The organism is Loigolactobacillus bifermentans DSM 20003, from assembly GCF_001434575.1.
In the GTDB taxonomy this organism is placed as follows: Bacteria; Bacillota; Bacilli; order Lactobacillales; family Lactobacillaceae; genus Loigolactobacillus; species Loigolactobacillus bifermentans.
The window spans coordinates 29854-56050 of sequence record NZ_AZDA01000133.1 but is presented as its reverse complement, the minus strand read 5'-3'; the positions used below and the strand labels follow the sequence as shown (position 1 = coordinate 56050).

Here is a 26197-nt window from a genome sequence, read left to right as displayed (position 1 = left end):
TTTATTTTATCAATTAGCTAAAAGTATTTGGCTAACTTGATTATAAAACGCGCGATTAATTTTATTTTGAATCGCATGGGCATGTTTTTCAGCATCTGTTTTAGCCTGACCCAACGTTCCGGAATGATAAAACGCATCTGTTACGTCTGTTCCAATGTAAGAATAAAGGGTCGTTTTAAAACCGTTAGCTAACACATCAGCTGCTTTCAGGGCATCGATCCAAAATTCCCAATCTTCACCGCCCATTACTTTAATGGTATCGGCGATTTCCTGATCGTTTGCTGGTTCAATAGTAACGTCATCTAAAGTTTCCGTTTCTAAATTAATATTCTTACCGGAAACCGATTGCCCAATAGGTTTGATCACACTTGTGTAAACTTTTTCTGGCTCATTTGGATCAATCCGCTTTGGTGAAGCCAAGCTATAAACCAATAAATCGATTTTGCCACCAAATTCTGTTTTAATGTAATCGATCACTTGTTCCTTCATCGCATTACTAAAAGCATCACCGATAAAGTTTTTAGCAATTAAGCCCTTTTTCTCGGCCTCTTGTCGGAAATAAATATTGTTATACCAACCAGCAGAGCCTAACTTTTCTTCATCCTTGGGACCACGTTCAAAAGAGACACCAATTGTATCTGCCCGCGCGCCAAAGGCTGTTGTGATCCGGGTTGCTAGGCCATAAGAGGAAGAAGCACCTAAAATTAAAACCTTTTTAGGCCCTTCATAGCGGCCTTTCGCTTCTACGTATTTAATTTGATTTAAAATTTCCTGATGACACCCCGCTGGATTTACTGAGCGAGCTACATTCCCCTTAAATACCGGTTTTACTTCAATCATTTTTGTCATAATCTGATCCTCCAAAATTTTAATTTAACGTTGTGCTGGAATAATCGTTGCAGTGCCTTCAGTAACAACTTGGCCCTTTTGATTGACCACTTTCGTATCCAAAGTCGCAATTTTAAACTTTTTCTTTTGATCGATCTGCACAACCTCTGCGGTAGCAGATAAAACATCATCAAAATGTACCGGTGCCTTAAACGTTAAGGTTTGGCCTAAATAGATAGCGCCTGGTCCGGGTATTTTCATACCCAGCACGGCCGAAATCAGGCCTGCCGAGATCATACCGTGTGCGATTCGGCCACCAAATTGGGTTGCTTTTGCAAATTCATCATCGGTATGCATCGGATTACGATCGCCGGTTACTTCAACAAACTTATCAACATCTGCTGCTGTAATTTTTTTAGATAAGGTGTCCTTCATCCCGACTTCAAGCTGATCTTCATAAATAATGTCATACTGTTTTGTCATAATATTGCCTCCCAGATTGGAATCATCATTTTGTTAAATTGTGTAATTAATCACGTGATCACAATTTGATTCTAAGCTGAGACTTAATAGATTTGAAATATCATCTTTTTATAGCCACTATTTAAATATGATATAGTTCCCGAAATACCGCATTTTTTCAATAGTTTCAGTGAAATATTCATCAAAATAAAATATTAAATTAATTCGTACTTTTCATTCAATAAGTTCATTCGCTGATTCGGCTAGCAAGATTGTGCATTTGTAAACAGATTGTTTAGGGCGTCGTATCCCAAAATAAAAAGGCCTGATTTTCAAATTGAAAATCAGGCCTTTTTTGAGGCTAAACTAATGTTTGTAATTGTTGAAATTTAGTCAACCGCTGTTGTTGTAGTTGTAGTGGTGTCTGATCAGCCAGCTGCATTAACGCAGTCTGCAACTGTGTTTTTAACGCCGCAACCATGGTATTCGCATCTGTATCTGGCAAAACAGCATCCACCAAGCCTTGCTGTTGTAATGCTTGGGCCGTAATCGGTAGCAGTTGGTCCACTTCCCCAACTGGCCGCTTTAAAATAGCCTGCATGGCTTCTGGTGAGGCCACGGAAAAGAGACTGTGTTGATACATGAACACGCGATTACTATTGGCTAAAGCTAAAGCGCCGCCACTTTCACCTTCGCCTAAAAAAACCGCAATGTTAGGCACCGTTAATTGGCCCATTAACTGAATGGCCGCCGCAATTGCTTGACTTTGGCCTTGTTTTTCAGCTGCCAAGCTGGCATCGGCTCCTGGCATGTTGATCAACGTGATCACCGGCCAGTGACGCTTCATGGCTAATTTTAACCCGCGACTAAATTTGCGATAGCCGGTTGGTGCCACGGCGCCACCGCGATAAGTCTGTCGTTCCGTTAAGGTCTGCCCACGATTGACACCGGCAACCAAACAAGTTTGGCCCTCAAATTGACCAAACCCCACCGTTAAAGCAGGATCATCGGCGACTAAGCGATCCCCTTTTAGACGAAAAAAATCAGGCCATAATTGTTGGATCACCGCGTCGCTACTTAACCAGTGTGCCCCACGAATTTTTTTTAACGCGTCCTGCATCATGCGCTTTTTCCCCCTAAACGTAAGAGTTGTGCCAACTGCGCTTTTAACTGTGCTCGCGGCACCACTGCGTCCAGCATACCTCGGGTCAACAATTGTTCTGCAGATTGAAAATCAGCCGGTAATTGCACCTGATCGGTTTGCTCGATCACCCGTCGGCCGGCGAAGCCAATGGTGGCAGCTGGCTCCGCTAACAAAATATCGGCCTGCAATGCAAAGCTAGCAGTAACGCCGCCCATGGTGGGGTCGGTGAGCACGTTAATGGAAAACCCACCTTGCGCGTCAAACGCCGACTTGGCCGCCAATGTTAAGCTCATTTGGGTTAAGGCCGCTAAGCCTTCTTGCATCCGTGCCCCACCAGAAGCAGTCACCAATACCACTGGCAATTGGCGCTGGCTGCCAACTTCAAACAGCTGACAAATCTTTTGGCCCACCACTTGATTTAAACTGCCCATCATAAAGTGACTGTCCATGATCCCAATCACACAAACTTGTTGATCAATCGCAGCTTGTCCGACAACAATCGCTTCGGCCAACCCCGTTTTAGTCTGAGCTGTGGCCAACTTGGCCGCATAATCTGGAAAACCAGTGGTCGCTGCTGTCATTGCAAGGTCTGGCAAAGGCTGAAATGTCCCCTGATCCACTAACTGTGTCAGTCGTTGTTGCGCCGTTAACCGTTGGTAATAGCCACAGCTTGGACAGATCTGCCAAGGGGCCCATTCCAAGCGGTGATGATGCTCACCGCACTGTGGACAAGCCTGCCAAGTCCCTGCCGCTGGCATATGTCCCATGCGATCACTTCCTTTCAAATTAATCCGGCCTGTGAAAATCTTTTAAAAAATGAATATCCACTTGATTGGCTTGGTAACGTGGATCCGCCAATAACTGTTGTAACAACTTCAAATTTGTTTGAACACCCCTGACGGTGACTTGCTGCAGTGCCTGCTGCAACTTGGTAATCGCCGCCTCACGTGTTGGTTGCCAAACCAGCAGTTTAGCCAATAACGCATCGTAATAAGGTAACACCGCCATCCCCGCTTGATACCCGGTTTCAATCCGAACCGTGGTTGGCAACTGAAATTGCTGCAAATCACCGGCACCATTGGCATTTAAGCGCACTTCAATGGCATGGCCTTGAAATGCCAGCTGCCGAGTGGGGATGGTGGCACCAGCGGCAACCGCAATTTGTTGGACCACAAGATCTTTCCCAGTGGTTAACTCCGTGACACCGTGCTCCACTTGCAAACGCGTATTCATTTCTAAAAAGTAAAATTGCCCTTGCGCATATAAGAATTCCAAAGTGCCTACGCCACAATAAGCCAGGCCTTGTAACACTCGTTCTGTGGCCTGATAAAGTTGCTGACGCGCTACGTCCGTCAAACAACTGGCCGGGCTTTCTTCAATAATTTTCTGATGATTGACTTGCAAACTACATTCGCGATCACCAAAAATCTGAATATGGCCTGCGTGATCGACTAAGATCTGGACCTCAATGTGCCGGGCGTGAGGCAAATACTTTTCTAAATACACGGCATCACTTAAGAAAGCCTGCCGCGCTTCCTCACGAATCAAATGGTAGTCTTGCTGTAATTCAGCAGCTGATTGGATCAACCGCATCCCTTTACCGCCCCCCCCGAGGCTAGCCTTTAGCATCAATGGAAAACCAATGGCAGCGGCTACCGCAGGCAATTGCGCCGGGGTAACATTGGCAGCGCCGGGGATCACTGCCACCCCTTTTTGCTGAACGTAAGCCTTAGCCGCAGCTTTATCCGCCATTAACCGAATCATGGCTGGCGACGGCCCGATCAACGTTAACTGACACTCTGCACACATTTCTGCAAATAGGGCATCTTCGGCTAAAAAACCGTACCCAGGATGAATGGCATCTGCGCCAGTAATAATCGCAGCCATTAAAATCGCTTCACGCTTTAAATAGGTGCTGCTGGCCGTATCCGGTCCAATACAAATCGCCTCGTCAGCGGCCTGCACAAAAGGCGCCTGAGCTTCCACTTGGGCGTAGACGGCAACCGTTTTAATTTGCAACTGCTGACAAGCACGGATAATGCGCAGTGCCACTTCACTGCGATTGGCAATTAGGACTTTCTTGAACATTAGTCAACCTCTTGTAGGACAAATAAAGGGGCATTATACGCCACACCGGCCCGATCCTGCACCAAAATTTGCTGGACTTTCCCAGCAACTGGGCTTTTGATCTCATTGAAAAGCTTCATGCTTTCCACTTGGCCTAAAATCGTGCCTTTTTCAACGGTTTGTCCCACTGTTACAAAAGGCTGCTGTTGTTCGTCAGCTAAGTGCATGATCCCCACTAACGGACTTTTCACCACTGTTTCACCCGCTTGCGGTACAGTGGCCGGTGGTGCTGCAACAGGCTCAGTCGGCATTGCTGACACAGTCCCTTGGCGAACATGTAAATGCCAATCTTGATAATCCAGCTCTACTTCTGCAAACCCACTTTGTTTTAACGTTTCTAAAATTTCGGCTAACGCTTTTGTATCCAAAGCTACCCCTCACTTTTATAAAGTCAAGATCACACTACCATATGCTAAACCGGCGCCAAAACCCGTTAACATCACTTTACGCTGCCGAGTAAACTGATGCGCAAGGGCTTGATCTAATGCCATTGGGATCCCAGCCGAAGACGTATTGCCGTAAGTCGTCACATTCGTTGCAAATTTTGACATCGGCTGGTGCAACGTGGCCGCAATTTTTTCGATAATCCGTAAATTAGCCTGATGGCAAACGTACAAATCGATGTCAGCTGCGGTTAACTGATTCGCAGCTAATAAAGCCTGCATATGTGGCGGCACCACTTCTGTTGCAAAGGTGAACACATCCCGACCTTGCATGGTAAACGGCGTTAGGCTTGGTTGATGATGGGCATCCGTCGCTGTTGCCAACGGTGCAATTTTGCCGCTTTCAATGGTTTCATGTTGCGCCCCATCTGTAGCTAATTTTGCCGCAACAAAACTTTCTTGGGTGGGATCATCAGTCGCTTCTAGCAACGCCCCACCAGCACCATCCCCAAAGAACACAGTTGTGGTGCGATCTTGCCAATCCATCATTTTAGTGTTGGTTTCCGCACTAATCACCAACGCCCGCCGATACTGACCACTGCGTAAAAACTGGGCCGCCGTGGTCAACCCAAAAATAAAGCCCGCACAAGCGGCGCTGATGTCGAATGCAAACGCATTGGTCGCACCTAATGCAGCCTGCACCAAACACGCCGTTGATGGTGTTAAGGAATCCGGCGTAATGGTTGACACAATGATCAAATCAATGTCCGTTGGCGCCACGTGCGTTTGAGCCAACAACTTTTGACCGACCTTTGCAGCCAACTGGGAGGTGTTTTCGTTGATCGCCACATGCCGGGTTTTAATACCGGTGTGACTTTGGATCCAGTCATCACTCGTTGGCATTAACTTGGCGAGATCATCATTGGTCACCACCGTTTCTGGCACCACATGCGCCGTATCACGAAGGGTTACATATGCCATTTCATACCTGCTTTCTATGACTTAACTGTTATTTATCGTTTCATTGCCTCAAAGGCACTTTTAATTCTTCCAAACTTACATTATAAGTAAGGACTGGCTTTTCGACAAGTAGTCCCCGCAAAATTTGACGATTTGTTAAACTTTTTGTCTAATCCTTGCTTCATAATAGAGTGTTCCCTCACCAGCGGCAAGTGAATTGATCTTGGCACAATCAAAAAAAGCGTTGTCTGAATACACAACACTTCATTGAAGAAGCTATTTTGTTCACGGCACCCTGTCAAAGTGTTGCTTGCCCATCTTCATTACGATTCAGATTTGCATTTAACGCCCGCTTCATTCATTTAAAAACAGCCTATTCATCATCTAAAATCTGTTGCGTATTGATGACGATCTGTAAGCATCGTTCATATTTCTCAGCTCATAGATGTGCAAGTTCACAGATTCGCTCTGCCGTTTGCTGATCAGTAATCAGCGTATTGATCAGATCCATTTGCAAGCAAGCTTTAATTGCAGGTGCCTTAGAAAGACCACGTGCGACTGCAACCGTATTCGGCGTTACTCGCAATTGCTCAGGACTGATTGCAATGGTACGTGATAGTAACTCACCACGTAATATTTTCCCATTACGATCGAAGAAAGTGCAACAGCAATCGCCAATAACCTCACGATCACTCAAGCTATCAATATCTTCTGCAGTCAATAAGTCACGCCAGCGACTTGTTCCTTTTTTTAACGCACCACCGATTCCTACAAATGCCAAATCAAGATGCTCCCAAGCACGACGAACTCGCTGAAAATACTGGGACGCCATAATGCCATCTCGTAACAGCTTAGACTCTTGCACTGCTGCTGCATCGACGAAAAGACTCTCGCCACCAAATTGTCTGGCCGCATCATAAACGATACCATTCACATGATATTTTGCATTTTCAGGACTCGGACCACCTACCAATGGTACAAATAGTGCATTTGTATGCACCGGATGATCAAGTTGACCAATCATGCCTGCAAGTGTCGTTCCCCATGCAAAGCCGACTTTAGCGTGCGGTTTGATGACACGTTTTAAGTAACGAGCCGCTGCCGCAGCAAGACGTTGATTACGTTCATCAACAGAATCGCCCTCAGTAGAGGGAATCACCACGACTTGTTCTAAATCAAAGCCATTTTTGAGCTGCTCTTCGATTTCAAACAATCCCGTACTTGAATGATTGATTTGAATGGTCACAACACCGCTACGACGCGCTTTTTTTAACAATCGACTAACAGTTGAGCGATCAACATTGATTGCCCGTGCAATCTGAGCTTGGGTCTGGTCTTTCATGTAATATAAATAAGCCACCTTAGCCATCAAGTCATCTTGTTTATCTGACATTGCAATCACCTCATGTTCAATTTAGCACAAATTTTATTGAACGTAAACAAATCATTTACATTTGAAACTTTTTTTACAAAAAATCAATCCCATACCAGCAATGTCAACCTATCACAAAAAATAAATAAAGCCCACTTGACTTAGGCATGCGCTCGGTGATCGAGCCACTAAATCGTATTTATTTAGCTCACCTTAAGTCATCTATTTTCCTTGGCATTGTCACTACAACATCAACTACTCGGCTCTAAAGAACCGAGTTGGAACTGTAGGGAATGTTTCTAAAAACATTGTAGCGCAATACATTGAAAATCAAGTTACAAGTTACAGAGGCTTCGCCAAAAATGCCAATTCATCCCAAGGCTGAAGTCCTGGGTTTTCTTGACTAGCAGCAGAAAAGTACAGCCCCTACGTTTACCGTAATTGTCACCAGGCCATTCACTTGAAATAAGCTTGCCCTGGATCGTGATCAACAGATCAAAAAAGCTAGACCCTAAGGATCTAGCTACAGCTGAAATTTAATCATCATGCGCCATCACCACCTATGATGACACAGACACTTGTTCGACATCGATTTTTAGATCAATCAGTCGAGCGACATGATTTAAACATTAAGGTCTGAATCGTATTTAAAAAACACCGTGATTTCCCACCACAGACATGCGTTGCGAGATTGCTCACGATCCTTAGAATAATCCGCAAAGCTTCCACAGCACCGCTGCGTCTTACGTTTGCCTGTTACTGCTTAACTACCAGCCATTTACAGTGGCATCGATTCCAGCTTCCTGGAGAATCTTTTGAAAGTTCTCTAAATCGCTGACTTGTAATTGCTTTACATCTTTCAACGCATACTCACGATGTAGCTCCGCGTATTTCTTCAGACCAAATTGATGGAATGGTAACAATTCGACCGCTGGCACATGAATTTTATTGAATAATTCACCAAAATGCCGCGCATCATCAGCACTGTAATTGAAGCCAGGAATGACAGGAATACGAACCTGAACTTTCAAATTTGACAGTTGCATCGCCGCTTCCAAATTCTTCAAAATCAATTCATTGCGTACTTTGGTCCCCGCTTGGTGCTTTTTAGAATCCCACTGTTTACAGTCGAAATACATAAAGTCAATATACTGAGCAAGATCCAAAAAAACTTGGGGATTGGCATAACCAGTCGTTTCACAGGTCACGTGGATCCCAGCTTCATGACACGCCTTAGCAAGATCTGTCACAAAAGCGGGTTGAAAAAAGATCTCCCCGCCGGATAATGTCACCCCACCGCCAGATTCCTCATAAAAGTCAATGTCTTGCATAATAACTTTCATGACTTCAGCGACTGTGTACCACTTACCAACTGTCACATTTTTCTGCTTAGACTCATCATACATTTCTTCTTGCTCACCGGACTGTGATTCGGGATTCGAGCACCACTTACACCGCAAAGGACAACCTTTAAAAAATACGACAGTCCTAATGCCAGGGCCGTCATTGAGACTAAATTTTTGAATATTAAATATTAAACCTAATTTGTCAGACATCGTTAGCGCCCCCTTCATCAATAATGTAGCACTTTTTATTTCTAACGTAAATAAAATATTTTCGTTAGAAATATATTAGCAAGGCATTTTTTCAACTTGTCTGTACCGATTGCGCAACATCAATGGTGATTCGGATTTTATTAAGGATTCCTATTTTATTAATGTTCATTAGCGCATCAATTAGGCTGCACATTTGTGCAAATTCATTTAAATTCGTTCGTAAAGGTTGATTTACGAACGAAAGCGTGATAAATTTCGTTTATAATCAAGTTAATTAAAACGTTTTGAATTGTTAAACGTGTCGACCTTAAGGAGATGTCTCATTATGGATGCTGTTGAAACAAAGAAAACCATGACATTTAGCCCGATTGCAGAAGGGCAATTCGGAAAATTAACCGATCGTATGAATCAGTTACGTGACAAAATTATCGATGCTAAGCCTTATGTCGATCCAGAGCGTGCTGTGCTCGCAACAGAAGCCTACAAAGCACACCAAGACGAACAACTTGATGTACTTCGTGCGAAAATGTTGGCCCATATTTTAGATAAAATGTCTATCTTCATCGAACCAGAAACTTTGATTGTCGGTAATCAAGCACAATCCAATCGCTGGGCACCCGTCTTTCCAGAATATTCGATGAACTGGGTGCTCGATGAACTCGACACCTTTGAAAAACGTTCTGGCGATGTTTTCTACATCTCTGAAAACAGCAAGGAAAAGCTTCGTGAAATTGCACCGTTTTGGAAACACAATACGCTAGAAGACCGTGGCCTAGCCGCCTTTCCACCAGAAAGTCGTGTCTTTTATGACTTAGGTATTATTGGGGCTGACGGTAATATTACGTCTGGTGATGGTCATATTGCAGTTGATTACACATCCTTGATCAATAAAGGTCTCAAGTGGTATGAACAACGCGTAAAAACAGCAATGGATGCCCTTGATCTCACCGACTATGACAATCAAAAGAAACTCTATTTTTATCAATCTAGTCTGATTGTCATCGATGCAGTTCGTCATTTTGCTGATCGTTATGTTGCCTTGGCCGAAAAGAAAGCAGCAACCGAAACTGATCCAGAAGAAAAACAAAATCTGCTGGACATCGCTGCAATTATGAAAAAAGTACCTTATGAACCTGCAACAACTTTACGTGAAGCCGTACAATCCGTCTGGTTTGTCCACTTGATTTTACAAATCGAATCTAATGGCCACTCTGTTTCTTACGGACGAGTCGATCAATATCTCGATCCATTTTACGAAGCTGACCTGCAGGCTGGACGGACAACACCAGAAAAAGCAGTTGAATTACTCACGAACTTAGCCTTAAAGACATTGACGATCAATAAAGTGCGTTCTTGGCATCATACCGAATTTTCTGCTGGCTCACCATTGTACCAAAATATTACCATTGGCGGACAAACCCCTGATGGCAAAGATGCCGTTAATCCAATGTCTTATCTGATTTTACAAGCTATCGCGCAAGCACACTTACCACAGCCTAACTTAACCGTACGTTATCATAAAGGACTGAGTAACGATTTTATGATGGCCTGTGTTCAAGTTATTAAAGAAGGACTTGGGATGCCTGCCTTCAATGATGATGAAGTCATCATCCCTTCCTTTATCGCACGTGGCGTTAAGCAGGAAGATGCCTACAATTACTCCTCTATTGGCTGTGTTGAAACAGCTGTTCCCGGTAAGTGGGGCTACCGCTGTACCGGTATGAGCTTCGTCAACTTCCCACGGACACTACTGATCGTGATGAACGGTGGGGTTGATCCAGAATCTGGCAAGCAACTGCTGCCAAACTACGGCCGCTTCCCAGAAATGACTAGCTATCAACAATTAATGGATGCTTGGGACAAATCCTTGCGTGAAATTACCCGTCAATCTGTCATTATCGAAAATACGTGTGATATGGTCCTTGAACAAGGCTATCCTGATATTCTTTGTTCCACATTAACCGACGATTGCATCGGCCGTGGCAAGACAATCAAGGAAGGCGGTCCAATCTATGACTTTATCTCCGGATTACAAGTTGGGATCGCCAACCTTGCAGATTCACTGGCGGCTGTTAAGAAACTCGTCTTTGAAGAAAAGCAGCTTACGCCTGAACAACTTTGGGATGCTTTGCAGTCTGATTTTGCCGGTGAAGCTGGTGAAAAAATCCGACAAATGTTACTTAACGATGCACCAAAATATGGTAATGATGACGATTATGTTGACCAATTAATTGCTGATGCCTACAAACCATATATTGATGAAATTGGTAAGTATAAAAACACACGTTATGGACGCGGACCAATTGGTGGTTTCCGTTACGCCGGAACTAGTTCTATTTCCGCTAACGTGGGGCAAGGTCACAGTACCTTGGCAACACCAGATGGTCGTCATGCGCGGTCACCATTGGCTGAAGGCTGCTCACCAGAACACGCAATGGACATCAACGGTCCAACAGCTGTCTTCAAGAGTGTTGCTAAACTGGATACCGAGGCCATCACAGGTGGCGTCTTATTGAACCAGAAAATGTCACCTCAAATTCTGCGTACTGATGAATCTTGCTTGAAGTTAGTTGCTTTGTTACGGACTTTCTTCAACCGTTTACACGGTTACCATGTACAATACAATATCGTTGATCGTGCCACCTTGATCGATGCGCAAAAGCATCCTAAGCAACATCGTGATTTGATTGTCCGAGTTGCCGGTTATTCTGCTTTCTTCGTCGGTTTATCGAAAGAAACCCAGGACGATATTATCGAACGGACGGAACAGCGTTTCTAAGCTTAGACTTTCCTTTCTCATCAGCTGTATTTAACCAGCTCATCAAATACGTTTAAGTTCTCAGAAATAACGAAGAATACCATTTGACCACGGCTTGATCAATCCGTAAGTATCATCTCACTGCGTATTAACGCAAAATGCCACCTGACTCAAAATTTAGAGTGAGGTGGCATTTTACGATTAAAAAGTTTTCTGATGTAACATTTAGGCTTAAATCAACCAATGTCAACAACGTCTTGTACAACATGAGATCAGCCAAGGATTCCCCAAACACATTATCATTTGTTTTAGCCTAATCTTCCGTTTGTGTTTCCCGCGCAATACTGTGGTGGTAACCGTAAGTAAAGTAAACCACTAACCCGATCACTAACCAGATCAAAAACGCGATCCAAGTAAAGCGCCGTAAGCGGGTCATCAGGTACAAACAAGCAAAAAATGACGCCAACGGCAAAACTGGATAAAATGGCACTTTAAAGGACTTTTCCACATGCCCTAATACCGGATCTTTACGCAAGAAAATGACCCCTAAGGACACCATGGCAAAGGCAAATAAGGTCCCAATATTAACTAATTCTGCAATTTTATCTAATGGAATAATGGCCGCAAAAACCGCTGCGATCACCCCGAAAATCCAAGTATTGATCACCGGCACATGTGATTTGCGATTTAGTTTGTGTAAGTTAGCTGGCAACAAGCCATCCCGACTGATTGCAAATAACAACCGCGTCCCACCGTATGACATGACCAGTAACACAGTAGTCATACCAACAACGGCCCCAACGGACACGATTCCGGCAACCCAATTTTGATGCATCAGGTTTAAGGCAAATGCCACTGGATCATCGACCCCTAATTTGGTGTAGTGGACAACCCCCGTCAACACAGTGGATAAGACGGTGTATAACACGGTGGTGATCAATAAGGACGCAATAATGCCAATCGGCATGTCCCGTTGTGGATTTTTAACTTCTTCAGATGCTGTTGAAACCGCATCGAAACCAATGTACGCATAAAAGGCTACTGCTGCACCGGAAACCACCCCGTTTACCCCAAATGGTAAAAAGGGATGCCAGTTTGCCGGTTTAATGTAAAACGCCCCGACAATGACGAATAACGCGATCACAGCAATTTTGATCAGCACCATGACGTTGTTCACGCGACTAGACTCCGTTACGCCGCCCGTTAACAGAAAGGCAATGACCAGTACAATGATAAACGCTGGTAAATTAAACAAAGCACCGTGCACACTACTGGTTCCGATCGCCGCTGACAGAAAAGTCGGCAGCTTTAGGCCAAAGCCTGCTAAAATATTTTGAAAATATGCCGACCAACTCACCGCCACCGATGAAACGGCAAAAAGATACTCCGAAATCAACGCCCAGCCTAACACCCAGGCCAGTAACTCACCAAAAATACTGTAAATATAAGTATAAGCACTACCGGCTAACGGAATGGTTGACGAAAATTCCGAATAACATAAGGCGGCCAGTGAACATACAACGGCTGCCAATAAAAAGGAAAACATGACACCTGGTCCAGTATATTGTGCGGCTAAAATCCCCGGTAAAATAAAAATACCGGAACCGACAATTGCCCCGACGCCCATCATGCTTAAACTGAAAGCAGAAAGGTTCTTCTCCAGCCCCTGCTTTGAATCATGAATCTTATCGAGATCAATTTGCTTACGAATAAACAAATTTCCACGGGTAAATTTCATCCCCTGTTCCCTCCATTTAATATTAAGTTTTCGCTGTCCTCTGATACACCATTTAATGTCAACATTAACGTTCTATAATTTGTTAGACATTTAATTCTAATTCAATTGACATTTTCTGTCAATTATCGCTGTGAATTCTCACAAGATTATAAAAAAAGAGTTCTGACGATTGTCAGAACCCTGTCAATTCAATTTAAAAGTGGAAACCCACTGTTTATTTTTCTTATTTAGCCATTGTTGGTTTGACCTTAATTGCAATCAGATCTTCCACCGACAAATTATGATGCCGACCATTTACACAAAGTTGATTAAATGCCTGAGCTTTGGCTTCTTTTTTGGTAGTGTTATGACAAATGCGTCTTTCGGAGATCACCTGACCTGCTTTCTGATACAGGCATTCTACTGCATAGTCTTGAACCTTACTAAAAATCACGACAAACCCTCCTTACAAAAAAATTTACTGCGGCTGTCGCCAGCCAGCATCAGCGTGATGACTCAACTTTTTGAGCATGCGAACAGTCTACCACGGTCTAAAATAAACCGCAAGCCCGGTTTGTCGTGAATTATCTAACAAGAACTGCTCTCATAAACTCAAAAACAGTGAAAGTATTTTTAAGTAAATTGAAATAAGCATATTTTCAGGAAAAGTAAAGGCGTTAATTTAAAGATTTTGATAAATCTACTTTAATATTTTTAATCGGACTGCTTTTTAAAATTGCACATAGCCGCGAATTCTCATCAATTTTTTAATTAATGGGTGTGTTTTCGAGGCTTAATCCTTGGTCTAATTGATAAAGCTTCCTAAAGAAGGCACTGTCCTGGTAAAGCTGCTGTGGTGCACCTTGTAAGCGAATACCACCGGCTTGTAAAAAGACCACTTGGTCCATTGCAGCAACCCCTTGTAAATGGTGGGTGACCCAAATCACTGTTTTATCCGTTAATAAATCAAAAACTAAGGTTAACAATGCTTGTTCGGTTAACGGGTCTAAGCCAACGGTGGGTTCGTCTAAAACCACAATTGGCGTATCTTGCAACAGAACCCGCGCCAACACCAAACGTTGTTGCTCCCCGCCTGAAAAACGGGCGCCTGCTTCAGTAACAGAGGTATCAAGCCCCTCTGGCAAAGCTTTGATCATCTCTGCCAATTGAACGGCGGTCAAAACGCGCCATAAGTCTGCTTCGGTTGCCTTTAAATTGCCGAGACTTAAATTATTTCGAATCGTCGTATTAAATAAGAAAGACGTTTGATCTAACACACTGACCAGTTGGGAACGCTGGTCATGTAACGCCTGAATCGGCACCTGATCTAACGTGACCGCCCCTGCTTCAGGGGTTAAATCGCCTAACAGTAACTGTAACAACGTTGTTTTGCCAATGCCGCTTTTGCCTAAAATTGCGAGCTTCTCACCTGGCTGGATCGTTAACTGAAGCTTCTGAAAAATCGGCTGTGGTGCCTTGGAATAGCGAAACGTCACCTGCTGCAACGCCAACGTATGTGGTTGCGTCACTGGGATGGTTTGCTGGGCAAACTGATTTGCCGGTGCTGCTGGCAATTGATTTAAGTGTTTCACCGCATCTAAATACAATGGTAAGGTTTCAAAGCTTTGACTTATGGCCACAAACACATCTAATAAAGGCAGCAATCCCAGCGCAAAGCCTGCCGCCCAGTTAGCCCAAACGGCCTGTTGTTGGGCTTGCCCAACCAACCACAGTAACAAAACAACGAGTACCCCGCCGCTGATCAATTGTAACCAAAAGTCGCGGGTATGGTCTAAGTTCTGAATGCGGCGACGACTGGCCTGTAATTTACCAAACGGCCGCATCGCTTGTTGGATAAACCGATTTTGTTGCGTCGTGCCGACCCAATCGGCTAAACCCAACACTGCATCGGTGAGATCCGTATACTGCTGCCGCCGCAATTGTTTTTGTTGCTCAAAATAAAAGGTTAACCGCTGTAGCGCCAGTAATGGCAGCCAAACCACCAATAAGCTGAGCACCACCAGCATAAATAACCCTAACCAGCCATTAAAATAGCCCAGCGCGATCGTTACCAACAGCGCCAACCCCCAACTCAGAACCGTTGGAAAAAGGGCCCGTAAATACAGGTTTTGTAAATGGTCAATATCATCTGCCAGCAAACTCAGCACACGTCCCGTTTCCAATTGCGTTCCCGCAAATGTGACTTGACGGGCCACATGTTGAAACAGCCGTTTGCGCAGATCTGACGTGACTTTTAGGACCCAATTATGGGACGTTAACCGCTCCAGATAATGTAACACCGGACGCCCGATTCCAAAGGCCCGGGTCAGCACCACCGGCACATAAATCACTAAAATTGAAGCCGGTTGGCGCGCCGCTAAACTGATCAAATAACCTGATGTGACCATTAAAGCACTGCCACAAATCAAGGTTAACCCGCCTAACGTTAACGTTAACACCAATAGCCGCCAGTACTTTTTCAAATAAGGCTTTAACCATGTCTCTTGTTGCCACATTAGGCTTGCACCTCCAACCCATTTTGTTGTGATTGTTGTATCAGTTCCGCATATAACCCTGGTTGTTGGGCTAACTCAGCTGGCCGACCTTGCGCCACTAATTCGCCGTGGTCAATCACCAAGACATAGTCCATTTGTTGCAGCCAGTGCAACCGATGGGTGGCAAAAAAGACCAGATGTTGGTCTAATAATGGCAACATGGTTGTTTTTAACGCTGCCTCTGTTTCCAGGTCCAAATGGGCAGTGGGTTCATCAAGTAATAAAATCCGCCGCTGGTTCGCAAGAAAAGCGCGGGCCAACGCGATCCGCTGCGCCTGCCCACCACTAATGGTTTGACCGCCAGTGCCGATAACGGTTTGGAACCCTGCCGGCAAGCGGCGGATCCAATCCATTAATCCGGCAGCCGTACAAGCTGCTTCAATCGCAGCGTCCTCAGCATCAGGTTGATAAAAAGCGACGTTTTCCGCAATGGTCGTGTGAAATAAGTACGGTTTTTGCGGTAAATAGACCACATTCTGTTGCCAAGCGGTTTGTGCCAAATGCGGCAACTGCTGCTGGTTCACCGCGATTTGCCCTGACGCCGGTTGTAAAAAGCCCCCTAGCGTTTCGATCAAGGTGGACTTCCCGCCACCAGAAGGCCCAACTAACCCAATTTTTTGATAGCCTTGCGCGGTAAAACTGATTTGCGCCAAGTCACTGGCTGTGCTACCAGGGTATTGGACCGCAACTTGTTGAAACGTTAACTGGCTATCCGCCTGCCACCCTGAAAAGTCAGTTAATAACGTCCGCTGTTTGGGCACTGGTTGTTCCAAAACAGCATATAATGCCTGCATCGCATTTTTGCCATTTAAGGTGGCGTGATAATCATTGGCAAAATCGCGAATCGGCAAGTAAAACTCTGGTGCCAAAATTAAAACCGTTAGTGCGGGTAAATAGGGCACGGTGCCATTGATCAAGTCCAACCCTAAAAAGACTGCCACCACGGCAATGGATAAAGTATTAAAGAAATCCAACGCAAAAGTCGATAGAATTGCGATTTTCAAAACACTCATGGTTTCTTTGCGGTAATCTTCACTCACATGATACACATTCTCCGCATAAGTCTCGCTTAAGCCTAGCCGCTTTAAAGTCGGTAAGCCCCGCAAAGCATCCACAAAATGGTTCGCCAACCGCTGGTAGCCGGCATACTGGTGTCCGGCCTTACGCTGCGCTGCTATCCCTAAGATCATCATAAAGAGCATGACAATTGGAAAAATTAGCAGTAACGTAACCCCAGAACGGACATTTAAAACAAAAATATAGATCAATAACAACCACGGGATCAAGCCTAAGTTTAACAACTTATTCAAAATCAACGTGAGGTAATTTTCAATTTGATCAATGCCTTCAATGGCTAAGGTCACCGTATCGCCAGTGCCCTTCCGCGCCACAAGACTCGGTCCTAATTGAAAGAGCTTGCCCAATAATTGTTCCCGTAAGTGACGACTAGTGGTTTGCGAATAGTGCACCAACAGTCGCTCCTTCCCCCATAACACCGCCTGGCGCCCAATCCAAGCAACGGCAAAGACGCCCAACCACGGAAGTAGTTGGGCGCGTGTTTGCCGCTGCCAGATCAATACCAGACTGGTAGCCAATGAACGGCTTTGTATTAAAATAAATCCTGCTTGTAACACGGTTAGCAAAAAGAGCCACAGCCCAATTCGCTTGATCCCGGCCAATTTGAATAGCCGTCCATCAATCATCTATAACACCACTTTTTCAACCGCCACACGATGGCGGAAAATATAATAACTCCAAATCACATAAACGAGCACGATTGGGACTAAGATCACCGCCACAATCGTCATCAACCCCAAGGTATGTTCCGTTGAAGATGCGTTTTTGATCAAAATGCTATGTGCTGGTTCATTGCCGATCATCACCCGTGGAAATAGGCCATTAAACAGCAACGCTACCAGAAAGAGCCAACCACAACTGCTGGCAATGATCGACAGCCATTCGCGATTTTTAAGCACGCCGAACCAAGCAATGGCACTGGCAAGCACTAAAGCCACCACCAGCAACCCACTGGAAAGCGGCCGTTTGCTGAAGAAATCTGTTTGGAAAATCAGTAAACCCGCATAAACCACTAACCCAACAAATAAGACTGCGTATAGCCATTGCGCCATTTTACGCGCGTTTTCTCGCACAGCCCCTAAGGTCTTTAAGCGAATGAAGTTCAAACCTTGTAACAAACATAGTACCACAATGGCGACACCGCCTACAATGGAGAAAATATTCACGTAATCCCCAAGGCTGGCCATCACATCGCCATGCCCATTGATGGGCATGCCGCGGACTAAGTCGGTAAACAACATGCCAAAGAAAAATGGGGTTAATAAGCTGCCGCAGATCAAGGCCGTTTCCCACAACTTTTTCCCGGCTTTGCTGATTACGTGACTCCGAAATTCAAAGGAGACCCCACGAATAATCAAACTGAATAAAATTAAAAACAGTAAAATGTAAAAGCCTGAAAACAAGCTGGCATACCAGTAAGGAAATGAGGCAAACATTGCCCCACCTGCTGTGATCAGCCAAACTTCATTGCCATCCCAGTGTGGTCCAATGGTACGGATCAGTTGATCGCGCTCAGCATCAGAATGCGCCAACAACCCGACAGACATGCCCACACCATAATCAAAGCCCTCTAAAATGAAGAAAATCGAGAACAACAGTCCAATTAAGCAAAACCATAACAGCTGTAAACTAGTCATGTGCGAATGCCTCCTTTGCAAATGGATCCACCGGTGCTTTAGTTTGCGCATCAGCATCCGGTCCAGCCACCAAAGTGCGATGGGCAAAGAAAATCATCGTAGCGCCTAACAACGTGAAAATCAAGAAATAAGTGATGTTTGAGAATAACAATTCGCCTGCCGTCACACTCTTTGAAACTGCATCGGCGATGGTAAACAGCCCGTACACGATCCAAGGATAGCGCCCTAATTCCGTGATCAACCAACCAGCGGTATTCGCCGCAAATGGCAACCAGAGACAAATGCCCAGCACGTATAACAACCAACGCCATTTCATGATCCGGTGACCATCACCGCGTAAAGCAATCAAACCTAAAATGGACACTAAGGCGAACAACATGCCACTGCCGGCCATCACCCGGAAACTCCAGAACAACGTTTTCGGTGGCACATAGTAGTTCATATCCTTGCCGTATTGGCCGTCATACTTGGCATGTAATTCTTGGTTAATAGTGTCCATGCCTTTCACAGCCCCAGTGGTTTTGTGATAAGACAAAACACTCAGCATATCGGGAATTTCAACTTTCCAAGTGGCCTTGTGCCCTTTGGCGTCAATCCCTTCCACAATCGACCAAGGTGCCCGCTTGCCGGTGTCCTTGTAGATACCTTCAGTGGCCGCAAATTTCATCGGTTGATCTTTAATAATGAACTGAGATTGCGCATCCCCAACAGCAATCGTGCCTAATGAACAAATCAACGCTAACCACAAACTGACTTTCAAGGAACGCTTGTAAAAGTCCTCATGATCCTTTTTCAGTAAACGCCAAGCCGACATCCCGGCCACCGCCATCGCCGCAGTGGTAAAGGCCCCAAAAATCACATGGGGAAATTCCACCCACAATTGCGGATTCCGCAGTAAGCCTGCAAAGCTTGCCATTTCAGCGCGACCGTCAGCTAACCGATAGGCCACGGGATGTTGCATAAAACTATTGGCCGTTAAGATCCACAGTGCAGAAATACTGCTGCCTAACATCACTAGCCAAATCATTGCTGCATGCAGTGCCGGCTTAAACCGATCCCAAGTAAACAGCCAAAGTCCAATAAACACGGACTCCATGAAAAATGCCAGCAACGCTTCAATCGCTAACGGCGCGCCAAAAATATCCCCCATAAAACGTGAATAATCAGACCAATTCATTCCAAATTGGAATTCTTGAATAATACCAGTGACCACCCCAACTGCAAAACTCAGTAAGAAGATCTTCCCCCAAAACTGTGCCATTTTCCGGTAGAGCTTGTCTTTTTTTAAGACGTATAATGTTTCCATAATTGCGGTTACCAAGGCCATTCCAATTGAAAACGGTACGAAGAAAAAGTGAAAGACCGTTGTCATTGCAAATTGAAAGCGGGCTAGCGATAACATGCTCATTCCCAAAGTAAACATCCTAACCATCCTTTCTCAATAAAGTTGTGCATGATATGATTGTGCTAGTTTCATTATATGATAGCGCTTAGATTTTTGCCAGTTTCAACATTTCAACTTTTATATGGATTCTTTTCCTGAATTGACCTACGCAAGTGGTGGTACGGGTTTACGCGTGTGCCTTTAACTTGTGAACAATATGTCGAATTGAGCCAGCATTACCATCGATCATTGACGCAATCTCAGCTGCAGTTGAGCCTTCCTGATATAAACGCCAAATTTGCGCATAATCATAGCGCCGTTTCCGTTTTGATGTGGCTGGATTCACGACAAGCGGTTGTGGTCGCGTAACAGAACAAACGGCGCGTTTTGAAAAGACGCTAAACTTCACCAACGTTTGTTGAATCGTGGCAACATCCCATAACGCATTGTGGCGATGGTGATTGTAAATACCGAACAGAATCGAAACAGTGTGCAAAGAAGGTGCTTGCACATTCGACAAACCTTGTGCTTTTTCCCACGCTACAATTTGGGCTTCTAAATCAAACACATCAAAATGCCGATTGAGAACCTCAATTTCATAAGCTGTTAATTGCAAGTGATGTGTTTTCAACGCTGCTCTCAGATGCTTCAGATCATTGCTGCAATCGTAAAAAACAAGGCACTGACTTTTGGCCAATACCTCATGAATGAACTTTTTGATCACCACCAAACTGGCCCCTTGTACCTGAAAATCAGTATACGTTTGATTGGTTGCCTTTAAGCCAGCCAGCAACGTCGCATCCGTGTAACGGCTATCAAAAATATATTGATTAAAAAAGAGTGTACCCTGTTCATGATTACAGTAACTCATAGCCGCAAGCTGTTTGATTCCTGTCGTTAGCCCCGCTTGGTCATTTGCTTGACGTTGGGCAAACTCACAATCTAGCACCACATAATTTTGTGGCACCGCGTCAATGTAATTGATGTTCGCCAACAACCCAGCACCCAACTGATGAAATAATTTAATCTTATCATCATCAAGCTGCGGATAACGGGCCTTCACTTCGGCACTTAAATAACGTTGTTTAATTTTTTTAGCAGCAATCTGCAGACTTTGATGACCATCATGCCGAATCGTTAACATGTTCATCTGCATTTCGATCTCATCAATTTGACCTACCTGTTCAAAAAATTCCGACTTAAATAACTGCCCACCTATCACTTGCATCGGCGGATAGCCTGCAATTAATAGTTGACGCACATTTGCCATTTGTACCTCAAACGCAACGTCTTGAAATTGGGCCTGTGGCTGAAATTGATCGAGTTTTGCTTCATGATCATAAGCCTGAACGACAAGTGCTTGTGTGAATGGTTGTGCTGAACCATCACTAAAATTCACCATATAACCGACATGTGTTTTGGCAATCGCTGTCACATGATTGTCATAACCAGTTGCAAAGTCAATAATGGCTGCCTTGGCATTCACTTGTAGCACCCGCCAGCCGACCCTAAATAATTGTCGCTCATTTGCCAACACCACTTCGATTGCTTGAATCAGTCCCATTGAAACGCGATACCTCCTCGTCTAAAATCTCTAACGACTATTTCACTACCACATTCTCGATAAATCACCAAAGACTCCCCAATCTGATTGCGTGTATCAACTGCCTCCATTAACCATTCATAGTGATGACCATCTAATTGAAAATACTTCATTGTCATTACCTCAATAATTGTTTAATTAACCTTACTATCGCAAATTGTTTTTGAAAGCGCAACCATTCTTACCTAATTAAAAATGATCGTTTGGCCAAACAAAAAAAGCACGCTGCTTTTATAAAATGAGGTCAGGCACCGAATCACTTGCAAATATACGTTATACTATAGTGAGTGATTTCTACTCATAACTTTTGGAAAAAGCGATGTTCCTTTACAAAAATAACGGCCATTTGCCCAACCGATATTGACGAAAAATGCCTGTCAACCAAAAGTTGCTAACAAGTAGCACAGGTGATTGTTGATCTGTCAATAGAAGGATTAAATCAGCAAGCTGCTTCGATATCACAAAAGGCCGTTCACGCTATAACTCATTTAGGCATTGTCATTAATCAGATTAAAAAGTTGGTATTATCTTGGAGGAATCTTTATGAAAAAATTAGTTGGCCTATTCAGTATTGGCTTATTGGCCTTTTCTTTAGCAGCATGTGGCACTAACCATGCTGCGGCACAAAATAATTCATCTATTAAAGCTAAAGTGGCAAGTAGCGCTGAAGCCAGTGCGAAGGCTAAGTCAATTGCAGCGCACAAAACTGAAAGCAGTTCAGCTAAGGCTGCCAGTGAAAGTGCTGAGCAGTCCTCTTTTGACGCAACATTAGCATCGGAAACTGCAGCTGCTAAATCGGCATCAACGGCTAGCTCGGCGGCTGCTACTGAAGCATCAAGTGCACCATCAGAAACACAAGCATCTCGCCCTAGAAGTGTCATCCATGGTCGTGATGAAGCAGTTGCCGCAGCAGAAGCAAATATGGCAATAACGGCGGTGATTGGGTCTGGGGCTGCCTTTCCTCCGACGATGGTAGCTATTTCGTCAAAGCCATTTCAAAAAGCTCAACGACGATGACCAAAACAGCCATGAGTGTCATCGTTTACGATGATGGTAGTATCGTGCAACAGTGATTTAAATTAATCGTTATATAAAATAAGAGCAGTCCCATCTTCTAACAAAGCGGAAGATGGGACTGCTCTTAACTGCTGCTTTCTGATTAACAAAAAAGCACCTGCCACATGGCAAGTGCTTTTTGAAAACATTGATATAACGGGTATATTAACGTTTTGAGAATTGTGAAGCTTTGCGGGCTTTTTTCAAACCTGGCTTCTTCCGTTCCTTCATACGTGGGTCACGTGTAAGTAAACCAGCACGTTTTAATGGGCCGCGGAAATCTGGATCAACGTTTAATAAGGCACGAGAGATCCCGTGACGAATTGCGCCGGCTTGACCTGAGAAGCCACCACCATTAACGTTAACGAAAACGTCATAGTTACCAGCTGTTTCAGTAATACCGAAAGGTTGAACCATATCTTGACGAATGTTAGCAAATGGAATGTACTCTGTTTGATCTTTACCGTTGATGGTAATTTTACCAGTACCTGGTACTAAGCGAACTCGAGCAACTGAGTCTTTACGACGACCAGTGCCAATGTATTGAACTGTTTCTGCCACGAATTGTCCCCTCCTTAGATTAAGTTAGTAATGTCTAACGTTTTTGGCTGTTGTGCAGCGTTTTTATGTTCAGCGCCTTCATACACGTGTAACTTCAATAATTGTTGATGCCCCAAAGTGTTCTTTGGTAACATCCCTTTAACTGAAGTTTCGATTAAGCGAACAGGGTTCTTTTCGCGTAATTCACCAGCAGTGATTTGCTTTAAACCACCTGGGTGTAATGTATGATGGTAATAGATCTTACGATCTGCTTTACGGCCAGTTAAAGCCACTTTACCAGCATTGATGACGATGACATTGTCACCTGTATCAACGTTTGGTGTGAAAGTTGGTTTATTCTTACCGCGTAAAATTGTTGCAACAGCTGTTGAAAGACGACCTAACGGAACATCCGTAGCATCGACGACAAACCATTCTTTGGCGATTTCGCCTGGTTTTGCTAAATAAGTTGAACGCACGAGCATTTCCTCCATTTTTCTGTATTGTTTCCTGAATTACAATAAAGTTTCCGGGGCTTAATTGTGGGAGGTAAACAAATACCAGTTTCAATCATACTGGTTCCCTATTTAAAAGTCAATTTAAATCGTCGATATTCTTGAAAAGATAGTACGAGGTTCAACAAAACCATAAAAGTCCTTTTCCTAAATCAAATTCTCCGTTAAAATAGAAATCAGAAGTTCAATAAAGGAGCCAAGCTGTTATGTCAACTCATCGTTCTAAAAAGTCAGTCCAGCAACTTAAACGTCAACATCACGTTCGACAATTCTTCAAATCATTTGGCTTACTCGTGTTGTTGGTAGTGATTGTAGGCGCCGTTTTCGCGGGAATCATGTGGAAAAAGCAGGCCACGCAAGCCCAGCTACAACAAAGCCGATTACAATATGAGCACAAAAAGGCAACACCTGGCAACGACACCACCGCTACCAACACGAATTGGAGCCGCACGGCAATGGATCAACTGAAACTAGGCGATTTAACGAAAAAAGGCCAAGGTGGCGCGCGTTTGACCCAATTAGTCACAAAATATGGCGAACCAGCTAAGACGAAAAAAGGTTCCGAAAAAGGGCACGCCATTAAAACTGTGACTTGGACCAACATTGACAGTCAGCAATCAAACGCAAAATTCACGGTTAGCGTGGTCAATGGTCGCATTTATCGCAAGCAACTGGAACATTATCAGTTGACCAAACGTGCCACCCAGATCTCAGTGACAAATTATGATAACTTTACGTTACAAACCACGACTTATCAGAAAATGACAGCTGACTTCGGGAAACCTGATACGTTTGAAGAATCTTTGATCGACGGAACTGATTTAATCGTCGGCCACTACACCACCAATATTGAAGGCAGTGATACAGCTAGCATTCGCTTAGCCTTCTCAAATGATGTACTGATTGGCAAATCACAAGTTGGCGTGGAATAACCGGCCATAACGTCTGAAGCAACTGCTTCAGGCGTTTTTTGTCGGCAAAATAAAAAAGCTGCCACTTGGCAACTTTAGAAGAAGAAAAAGCGTTTCTTTTTCTTCGTTTGGATCATTTGAAAATCATTGGGGGCAACGGGCTCGCCGTTGATAATTTGTTTGGCATGTTGCGCCATTAAATCAGCAGCAGCTTGGCCATTATGCTGAGTTAATTTCGCAAAGGCGCGATCCATCCGGAAGTTACGCCCTTTTAAATTATGCGCATCTGAGGCAAAGATATAGCCCATGCCAGCATCAATAATTTGTTGGGTAAAGGTTTCAACATGTTCCCCAAACACCCCTAGATAGCTGCTGGCCGTTAATTGCGTTAAACAGCCGGCTGACACAAAATCATACAACAATTGCGGGTCCTGTTGAATGGCAACGTTGCGCTCTGGGTGCACGATCACCGGAACAATGCCCTGTGACTGCAGGTCAAAAATCATTTGTTGGGCATATGCTGGCACAGCTTGATGCGGGAATTCCAACATTAAGTAACGATTTCCCGTATCTGCAAATAAGACATCGCCACTGGCAATGGCCTGCAGCAAGTTGCCATTTAAATGAACTTCTTGGCCTGGAAAAACGGTTAGCGGAATGTTGGCTGTTGCCAACGCCGTTTGAAATGCCGCCGTTTGCGTCAATACATCCTGTTTGTGGTTCACATACTCACCATCTAAATGGTGCGGGGTGACCAAAATATGCGTAATGCCTTCACGAACTGCTTCCCGCGCCATGTCTAAGGCAAACGGTGTATTCTTAGCGCCATCATCAACACCTGGTAAAATATGACAATGTAAATCGATCATTTCTTATCATCGGTTCCGTAATAACCGCCATAGTAGCCACCATAATAGCCACCGGTTCCTTCAGCATGAACCCGATTCATGATAACCCCTAAGATATTGGCATGGACCGCCTCTAAAAGCTCTTTAGACTTCATGACAGCGCCTTTTTCAGCAAGGCCTTGTGGTGTGACTAAAATAACGCCATCGACCTTATTCGCCATAATTTGCGCATCTGTTACAGAAATAACAGGAGGTACATCAAACAACACAAGATCAAAACTATTTTTAAGGATCTGCATCAATTTATCCATTCGCTCTGACCCTAACAATTCAGCTGGATTAGGCGGAATGGGACCACTTGGCAAGGCATACAAATGATTCACAGCTGTTTGCATGATCACCTGATCTAATTTCACTTCTGGATTAGTCAATAACGTGGTGAGCCCTTGATTGTTACTTAAACCAAATGTCCGATGCACCGTTGGCCGACGTAAATCAGCATCAACGATCAAAACGTTGGTATTTTGTGCCGTCCAAGTGGCGGCTAAGTTAGCACTGACCGTTGACTTTCCTTCAGAAGGACCTGCCGAAGTGACTAATAAGGTTTTTAATTTTGAAGCCACTGCAGAAAACTGAATATTGGTGCGAATTGTCCGAAATTGTTCTGAAACAACTGATGTCGGATCATTAACAGTGATCAATGAAACCCCATGCTGCATACTCGTGGTTTCGAGCTTCTTTTTCTTACGCCGAAATAATGCCAT

Annotated in this window: 23 protein-coding genes; 3 read left to right on the top strand and 20 right to left on the bottom strand. The window is 44.3% G+C overall.

Annotation, left to right across the window (positions count from 1 at the left end; translation table 11 throughout):
• Positions 1-9: 9 nt before the first annotated feature.
• The 9 genes from FC07_RS13830 to FC07_RS13790 all read right to left on the bottom strand — a co-directional run bounded on the left by FC07_RS13830 (position 10) and on the right by FC07_RS13790 (position 8832).
• A complete protein-coding gene (locus FC07_RS13830; protein WP_420814197.1) occupies positions 10-849 on the bottom strand; it encodes a hypothetical protein in 840 nt (279 codons plus the stop codon).
• Positions 850-873: 24 nt separating this feature from the next.
• The gene (locus FC07_RS13825) at positions 874-1311 is read right to left on the bottom strand and encodes a MaoC family dehydratase (RefSeq protein WP_057905677.1); all 438 of its coding nucleotides are present in this window, start codon (positions 1309-1311) and stop codon (positions 874-876) included.
• A 340-nt stretch (positions 1312-1651) separates the two neighbouring features.
• Positions 1652-2413 carry a carboxyl transferase domain-containing protein gene (locus FC07_RS13820; protein ID WP_057905676.1) on the bottom strand — a complete coding sequence of 254 codons (762 nt, stop codon included), beginning with the start codon at positions 2411-2413 and terminating at the stop codon, positions 1652-1654.
• Positions 2410-3201, bottom strand: a complete 792-nt coding sequence (locus tag FC07_RS13815; RefSeq protein WP_057905675.1) for an acetyl-CoA carboxylase carboxyltransferase subunit beta — start codon at positions 3199-3201, stop codon at positions 2410-2412. The genes FC07_RS13820 and FC07_RS13815 overlap by 4 nt, the downstream gene beginning before the upstream one ends.
• 19 nt (positions 3202-3220) lie before the next feature.
• Positions 3221-4522, bottom strand: coding sequence for an acetyl-CoA carboxylase biotin carboxylase subunit (locus FC07_RS13810; RefSeq protein WP_057905674.1), 1302 nt, complete (start codon positions 4520-4522; stop codon positions 3221-3223).
• Entirely contained in the window at positions 4522-4929 is a 408-nt protein-coding gene (locus FC07_RS13805; RefSeq protein ID WP_057905673.1) for an acetyl-CoA carboxylase biotin carboxyl carrier protein, read from the bottom strand. The genes FC07_RS13810 and FC07_RS13805 overlap by 1 nt, the downstream gene beginning before the upstream one ends.
• Positions 4930-4944: 15 nt before the next feature.
• Entirely contained in the window at positions 4945-5925 is a 981-nt protein-coding gene (locus FC07_RS13800; protein ID WP_057905672.1) for a beta-ketoacyl-ACP synthase III, read from the bottom strand.
• A 418-nt stretch (positions 5926-6343) separates the two neighbouring features.
• A complete protein-coding gene (locus FC07_RS13795) occupies positions 6344-7297 on the bottom strand; it encodes a sugar-binding transcriptional regulator (RefSeq protein WP_057905671.1) in 954 nt (317 codons plus the stop codon).
• A 746-nt stretch (positions 7298-8043) separates the two neighbouring features.
• Entirely contained in the window at positions 8044-8832 is a 789-nt protein-coding gene (locus tag FC07_RS13790; protein ID WP_057905670.1) for a glycyl-radical enzyme activating protein, read from the bottom strand.
• Positions 8833-9157: 325 nt separating this feature from the next.
• Here FC07_RS13790 and FC07_RS13785 point away from each other — a divergent pair, with 325 nt between their 5' ends.
• Positions 9158-11611, top strand: coding sequence for a glycyl radical protein (locus FC07_RS13785; RefSeq protein WP_191981101.1), 2454 nt, complete (start codon positions 9158-9160; stop codon positions 11609-11611).
• A gap of 292 nt (positions 11612-11903) precedes the next feature.
• Here FC07_RS13785 and FC07_RS13780 read toward each other — a convergent pair whose 3' ends face one another.
• The 7 genes from FC07_RS13780 to FC07_RS13750 all read right to left on the bottom strand — a co-directional run bounded on the left by FC07_RS13780 (position 11904) and on the right by FC07_RS13750 (position 21524).
• Positions 11904-13328: an amino acid permease gene (locus FC07_RS13780; RefSeq protein ID WP_057905669.1), complete on the bottom strand. Its 1425-nt coding sequence runs from the start codon at positions 13326-13328 to the stop codon at positions 11904-11906.
• Between the two features lie 223 nt (positions 13329-13551).
• Positions 13552-13761, bottom strand: a complete 210-nt coding sequence (locus tag FC07_RS13775; protein WP_057905668.1) for a hypothetical protein — start codon at positions 13759-13761, stop codon at positions 13552-13554.
• Positions 13762-14074: 313 nt separating this feature from the next.
• Positions 14075-15823, bottom strand: a complete 1749-nt coding sequence (gene cydC / locus FC07_RS13770) for a thiol reductant ABC exporter subunit CydC (protein ID WP_057905667.1) — start codon at positions 15821-15823, stop codon at positions 14075-14077.
• The gene (cydD, locus tag FC07_RS13765; RefSeq protein WP_057905666.1) at positions 15823-17565 is read right to left on the bottom strand and encodes a thiol reductant ABC exporter subunit CydD; all 1743 of its coding nucleotides are present in this window, start codon (positions 17563-17565) and stop codon (positions 15823-15825) included. The genes cydC and cydD overlap by 1 nt, the downstream gene beginning before the upstream one ends.
• Positions 17566-18576, bottom strand: a complete 1011-nt coding sequence (cydB, locus tag FC07_RS13760) for a cytochrome d ubiquinol oxidase subunit II (protein WP_057905665.1) — start codon at positions 18574-18576, stop codon at positions 17566-17568.
• Positions 18569-19999, bottom strand: coding sequence for a cytochrome ubiquinol oxidase subunit I (locus FC07_RS13755; RefSeq protein WP_057905664.1), 1431 nt, complete (start codon positions 19997-19999; stop codon positions 18569-18571). The genes cydB and FC07_RS13755 overlap by 8 nt, the downstream gene beginning before the upstream one ends.
• 148 nt (positions 20000-20147) lie before the next feature.
• On the bottom strand, positions 20148-21524 hold the full coding sequence (locus tag FC07_RS13750; protein WP_057905663.1) for a 3'-5' exonuclease family protein: 1377 nt from the start codon (positions 21522-21524) through the stop codon (positions 20148-20150).
• A gap of 582 nt (positions 21525-22106) precedes the next feature.
• On the opposite strand from FC07_RS13750, the gene FC07_RS13745 reads away from it, so the two are divergent.
• Complete coding sequence (locus tag FC07_RS13745) at positions 22107-22580, top strand: hypothetical protein (RefSeq protein ID WP_057905662.1); 474 nt, start codon at positions 22107-22109, stop codon at positions 22578-22580.
• A gap of 204 nt (positions 22581-22784) precedes the next feature.
• Here the strand turns inward: FC07_RS13745 and rpsI are convergent, their stop codons facing one another.
• Positions 22785-23180, bottom strand: a complete 396-nt coding sequence (gene rpsI / locus FC07_RS13740) for a 30S ribosomal protein S9 (protein WP_057905661.1) — start codon at positions 23178-23180, stop codon at positions 22785-22787.
• A 14-nt stretch (positions 23181-23194) separates the two neighbouring features.
• Positions 23195-23638 (bottom strand): 50S ribosomal protein L13, encoded by a 444-nt coding sequence (gene rplM / locus FC07_RS13735; RefSeq protein WP_057905660.1) that lies wholly within the window; start codon positions 23636-23638, stop codon positions 23195-23197.
• A gap of 242 nt (positions 23639-23880) precedes the next feature.
• Between rplM and FC07_RS13730 the strand changes: the two genes are divergently transcribed.
• The gene (locus FC07_RS13730; RefSeq protein ID WP_057905659.1) at positions 23881-24606 is read left to right on the top strand and encodes a DUF3862 domain-containing protein; all 726 of its coding nucleotides are present in this window, start codon (positions 23881-23883) and stop codon (positions 24604-24606) included.
• A gap of 74 nt (positions 24607-24680) precedes the next feature.
• Here the strand turns inward: FC07_RS13730 and FC07_RS13725 are convergent, their stop codons facing one another.
• Together FC07_RS13725 and FC07_RS13720 are read right to left on the bottom strand one after the other, a co-directional pair.
• Complete coding sequence (locus FC07_RS13725) at positions 24681-25454, bottom strand: tyrosine-protein phosphatase (RefSeq protein ID WP_057905658.1); 774 nt, start codon at positions 25452-25454, stop codon at positions 24681-24683.
• Complete coding sequence (locus FC07_RS13720) at positions 25451-26197, bottom strand: CpsD/CapB family tyrosine-protein kinase (RefSeq protein WP_057905657.1); 747 nt, start codon at positions 26195-26197, stop codon at positions 25451-25453. The genes FC07_RS13725 and FC07_RS13720 overlap by 4 nt, the downstream gene beginning before the upstream one ends.

What these genes read in the sequence shown, in the direction of transcription:
- FC07_RS13745 (WP_057905662.1), top strand. Translation starts at nt 22,107, where the DNA reads ATGAAAAAATTAGTTGGCCTATTCAGTATTGGCTTATTGGCCTTTTCT.
- cydD (WP_057905666.1), bottom strand. Translation starts at nt 17,565, where the DNA reads ATGATTGATGGACGGCTATTCAAATTGGCCGGGATCAAGCGAATTGGG.
- FC07_RS13780 (WP_057905669.1), bottom strand. Translation starts at nt 13,328, where the DNA reads ATGAAATTTACCCGTGGAAATTTGTTTATTCGTAAGCAAATTGATCTC.
- FC07_RS13795 (WP_057905671.1), bottom strand. Translation starts at nt 7,297, where the DNA reads ATGTCAGATAAACAAGATGACTTGATGGCTAAGGTGGCTTATTTATAT.
- FC07_RS13815 (WP_057905675.1), bottom strand. Translation starts at nt 3,201, where the DNA reads ATGGGACATATGCCAGCGGCAGGGACTTGGCAGGCTTGTCCACAGTGC.
- FC07_RS13810 (WP_057905674.1), bottom strand. Translation starts at nt 4,522, where the DNA reads ATGTTCAAGAAAGTCCTAATTGCCAATCGCAGTGAAGTGGCACTGCGC.
- FC07_RS13825 (WP_057905677.1), bottom strand. Translation starts at nt 1,311, where the DNA reads ATGACAAAACAGTATGACATTATTTATGAAGATCAGCTTGAAGTCGGG.
- FC07_RS13820 (WP_057905676.1), bottom strand. Translation starts at nt 2,413, where the DNA reads ATGATGCAGGACGCGTTAAAAAAAATTCGTGGGGCACACTGGTTAAGT.
- FC07_RS13785 (WP_191981101.1), top strand. Translation starts at nt 9,158, where the DNA reads ATGGATGCTGTTGAAACAAAGAAAACCATGACATTTAGCCCGATTGCA.
- FC07_RS13755 (WP_057905664.1), bottom strand. Translation starts at nt 19,999, where the DNA reads ATGTTTACTTTGGGAATGAGCATGTTATCGCTAGCCCGCTTTCAATTT.
- cydB (WP_057905665.1), bottom strand. Translation starts at nt 18,576, where the DNA reads ATGACTAGTTTACAGCTGTTATGGTTTTGCTTAATTGGACTGTTGTTC.
- FC07_RS13830 (WP_420814197.1), bottom strand. Translation starts at nt 849, where the DNA reads ATGACAAAAATGATTGAAGTAAAACCGGTATTTAAGGGGAATGTAGCT.
- FC07_RS13725 (WP_057905658.1), bottom strand. Translation starts at nt 25,454, where the DNA reads ATGATCGATTTACATTGTCATATTTTACCAGGTGTTGATGATGGCGCT.
- FC07_RS13730 (WP_057905659.1), top strand. Translation starts at nt 23,881, where the DNA reads ATGTCAACTCATCGTTCTAAAAAGTCAGTCCAGCAACTTAAACGTCAA.
- FC07_RS13790 (WP_057905670.1), bottom strand. Translation starts at nt 8,832, where the DNA reads ATGTCTGACAAATTAGGTTTAATATTTAATATTCAAAAATTTAGTCTC.
- cydC (WP_057905667.1), bottom strand. Translation starts at nt 15,823, where the DNA reads ATGTGGCAACAAGAGACATGGTTAAAGCCTTATTTGAAAAAGTACTGG.
- FC07_RS13750 (WP_057905663.1), bottom strand. Translation starts at nt 21,524, where the DNA reads ATGGGACTGATTCAAGCAATCGAAGTGGTGTTGGCAAATGAGCGACAA.
- FC07_RS13720 (WP_057905657.1), bottom strand. Translation starts at nt 26,197, where the DNA reads ATGGCATTATTTCGGCGTAAGAAAAAGAAGCTCGAAACCACGAGTATG.
- FC07_RS13800 (WP_057905672.1), bottom strand. Translation starts at nt 5,925, where the DNA reads ATGGCATATGTAACCCTTCGTGATACGGCGCATGTGGTGCCAGAAACG.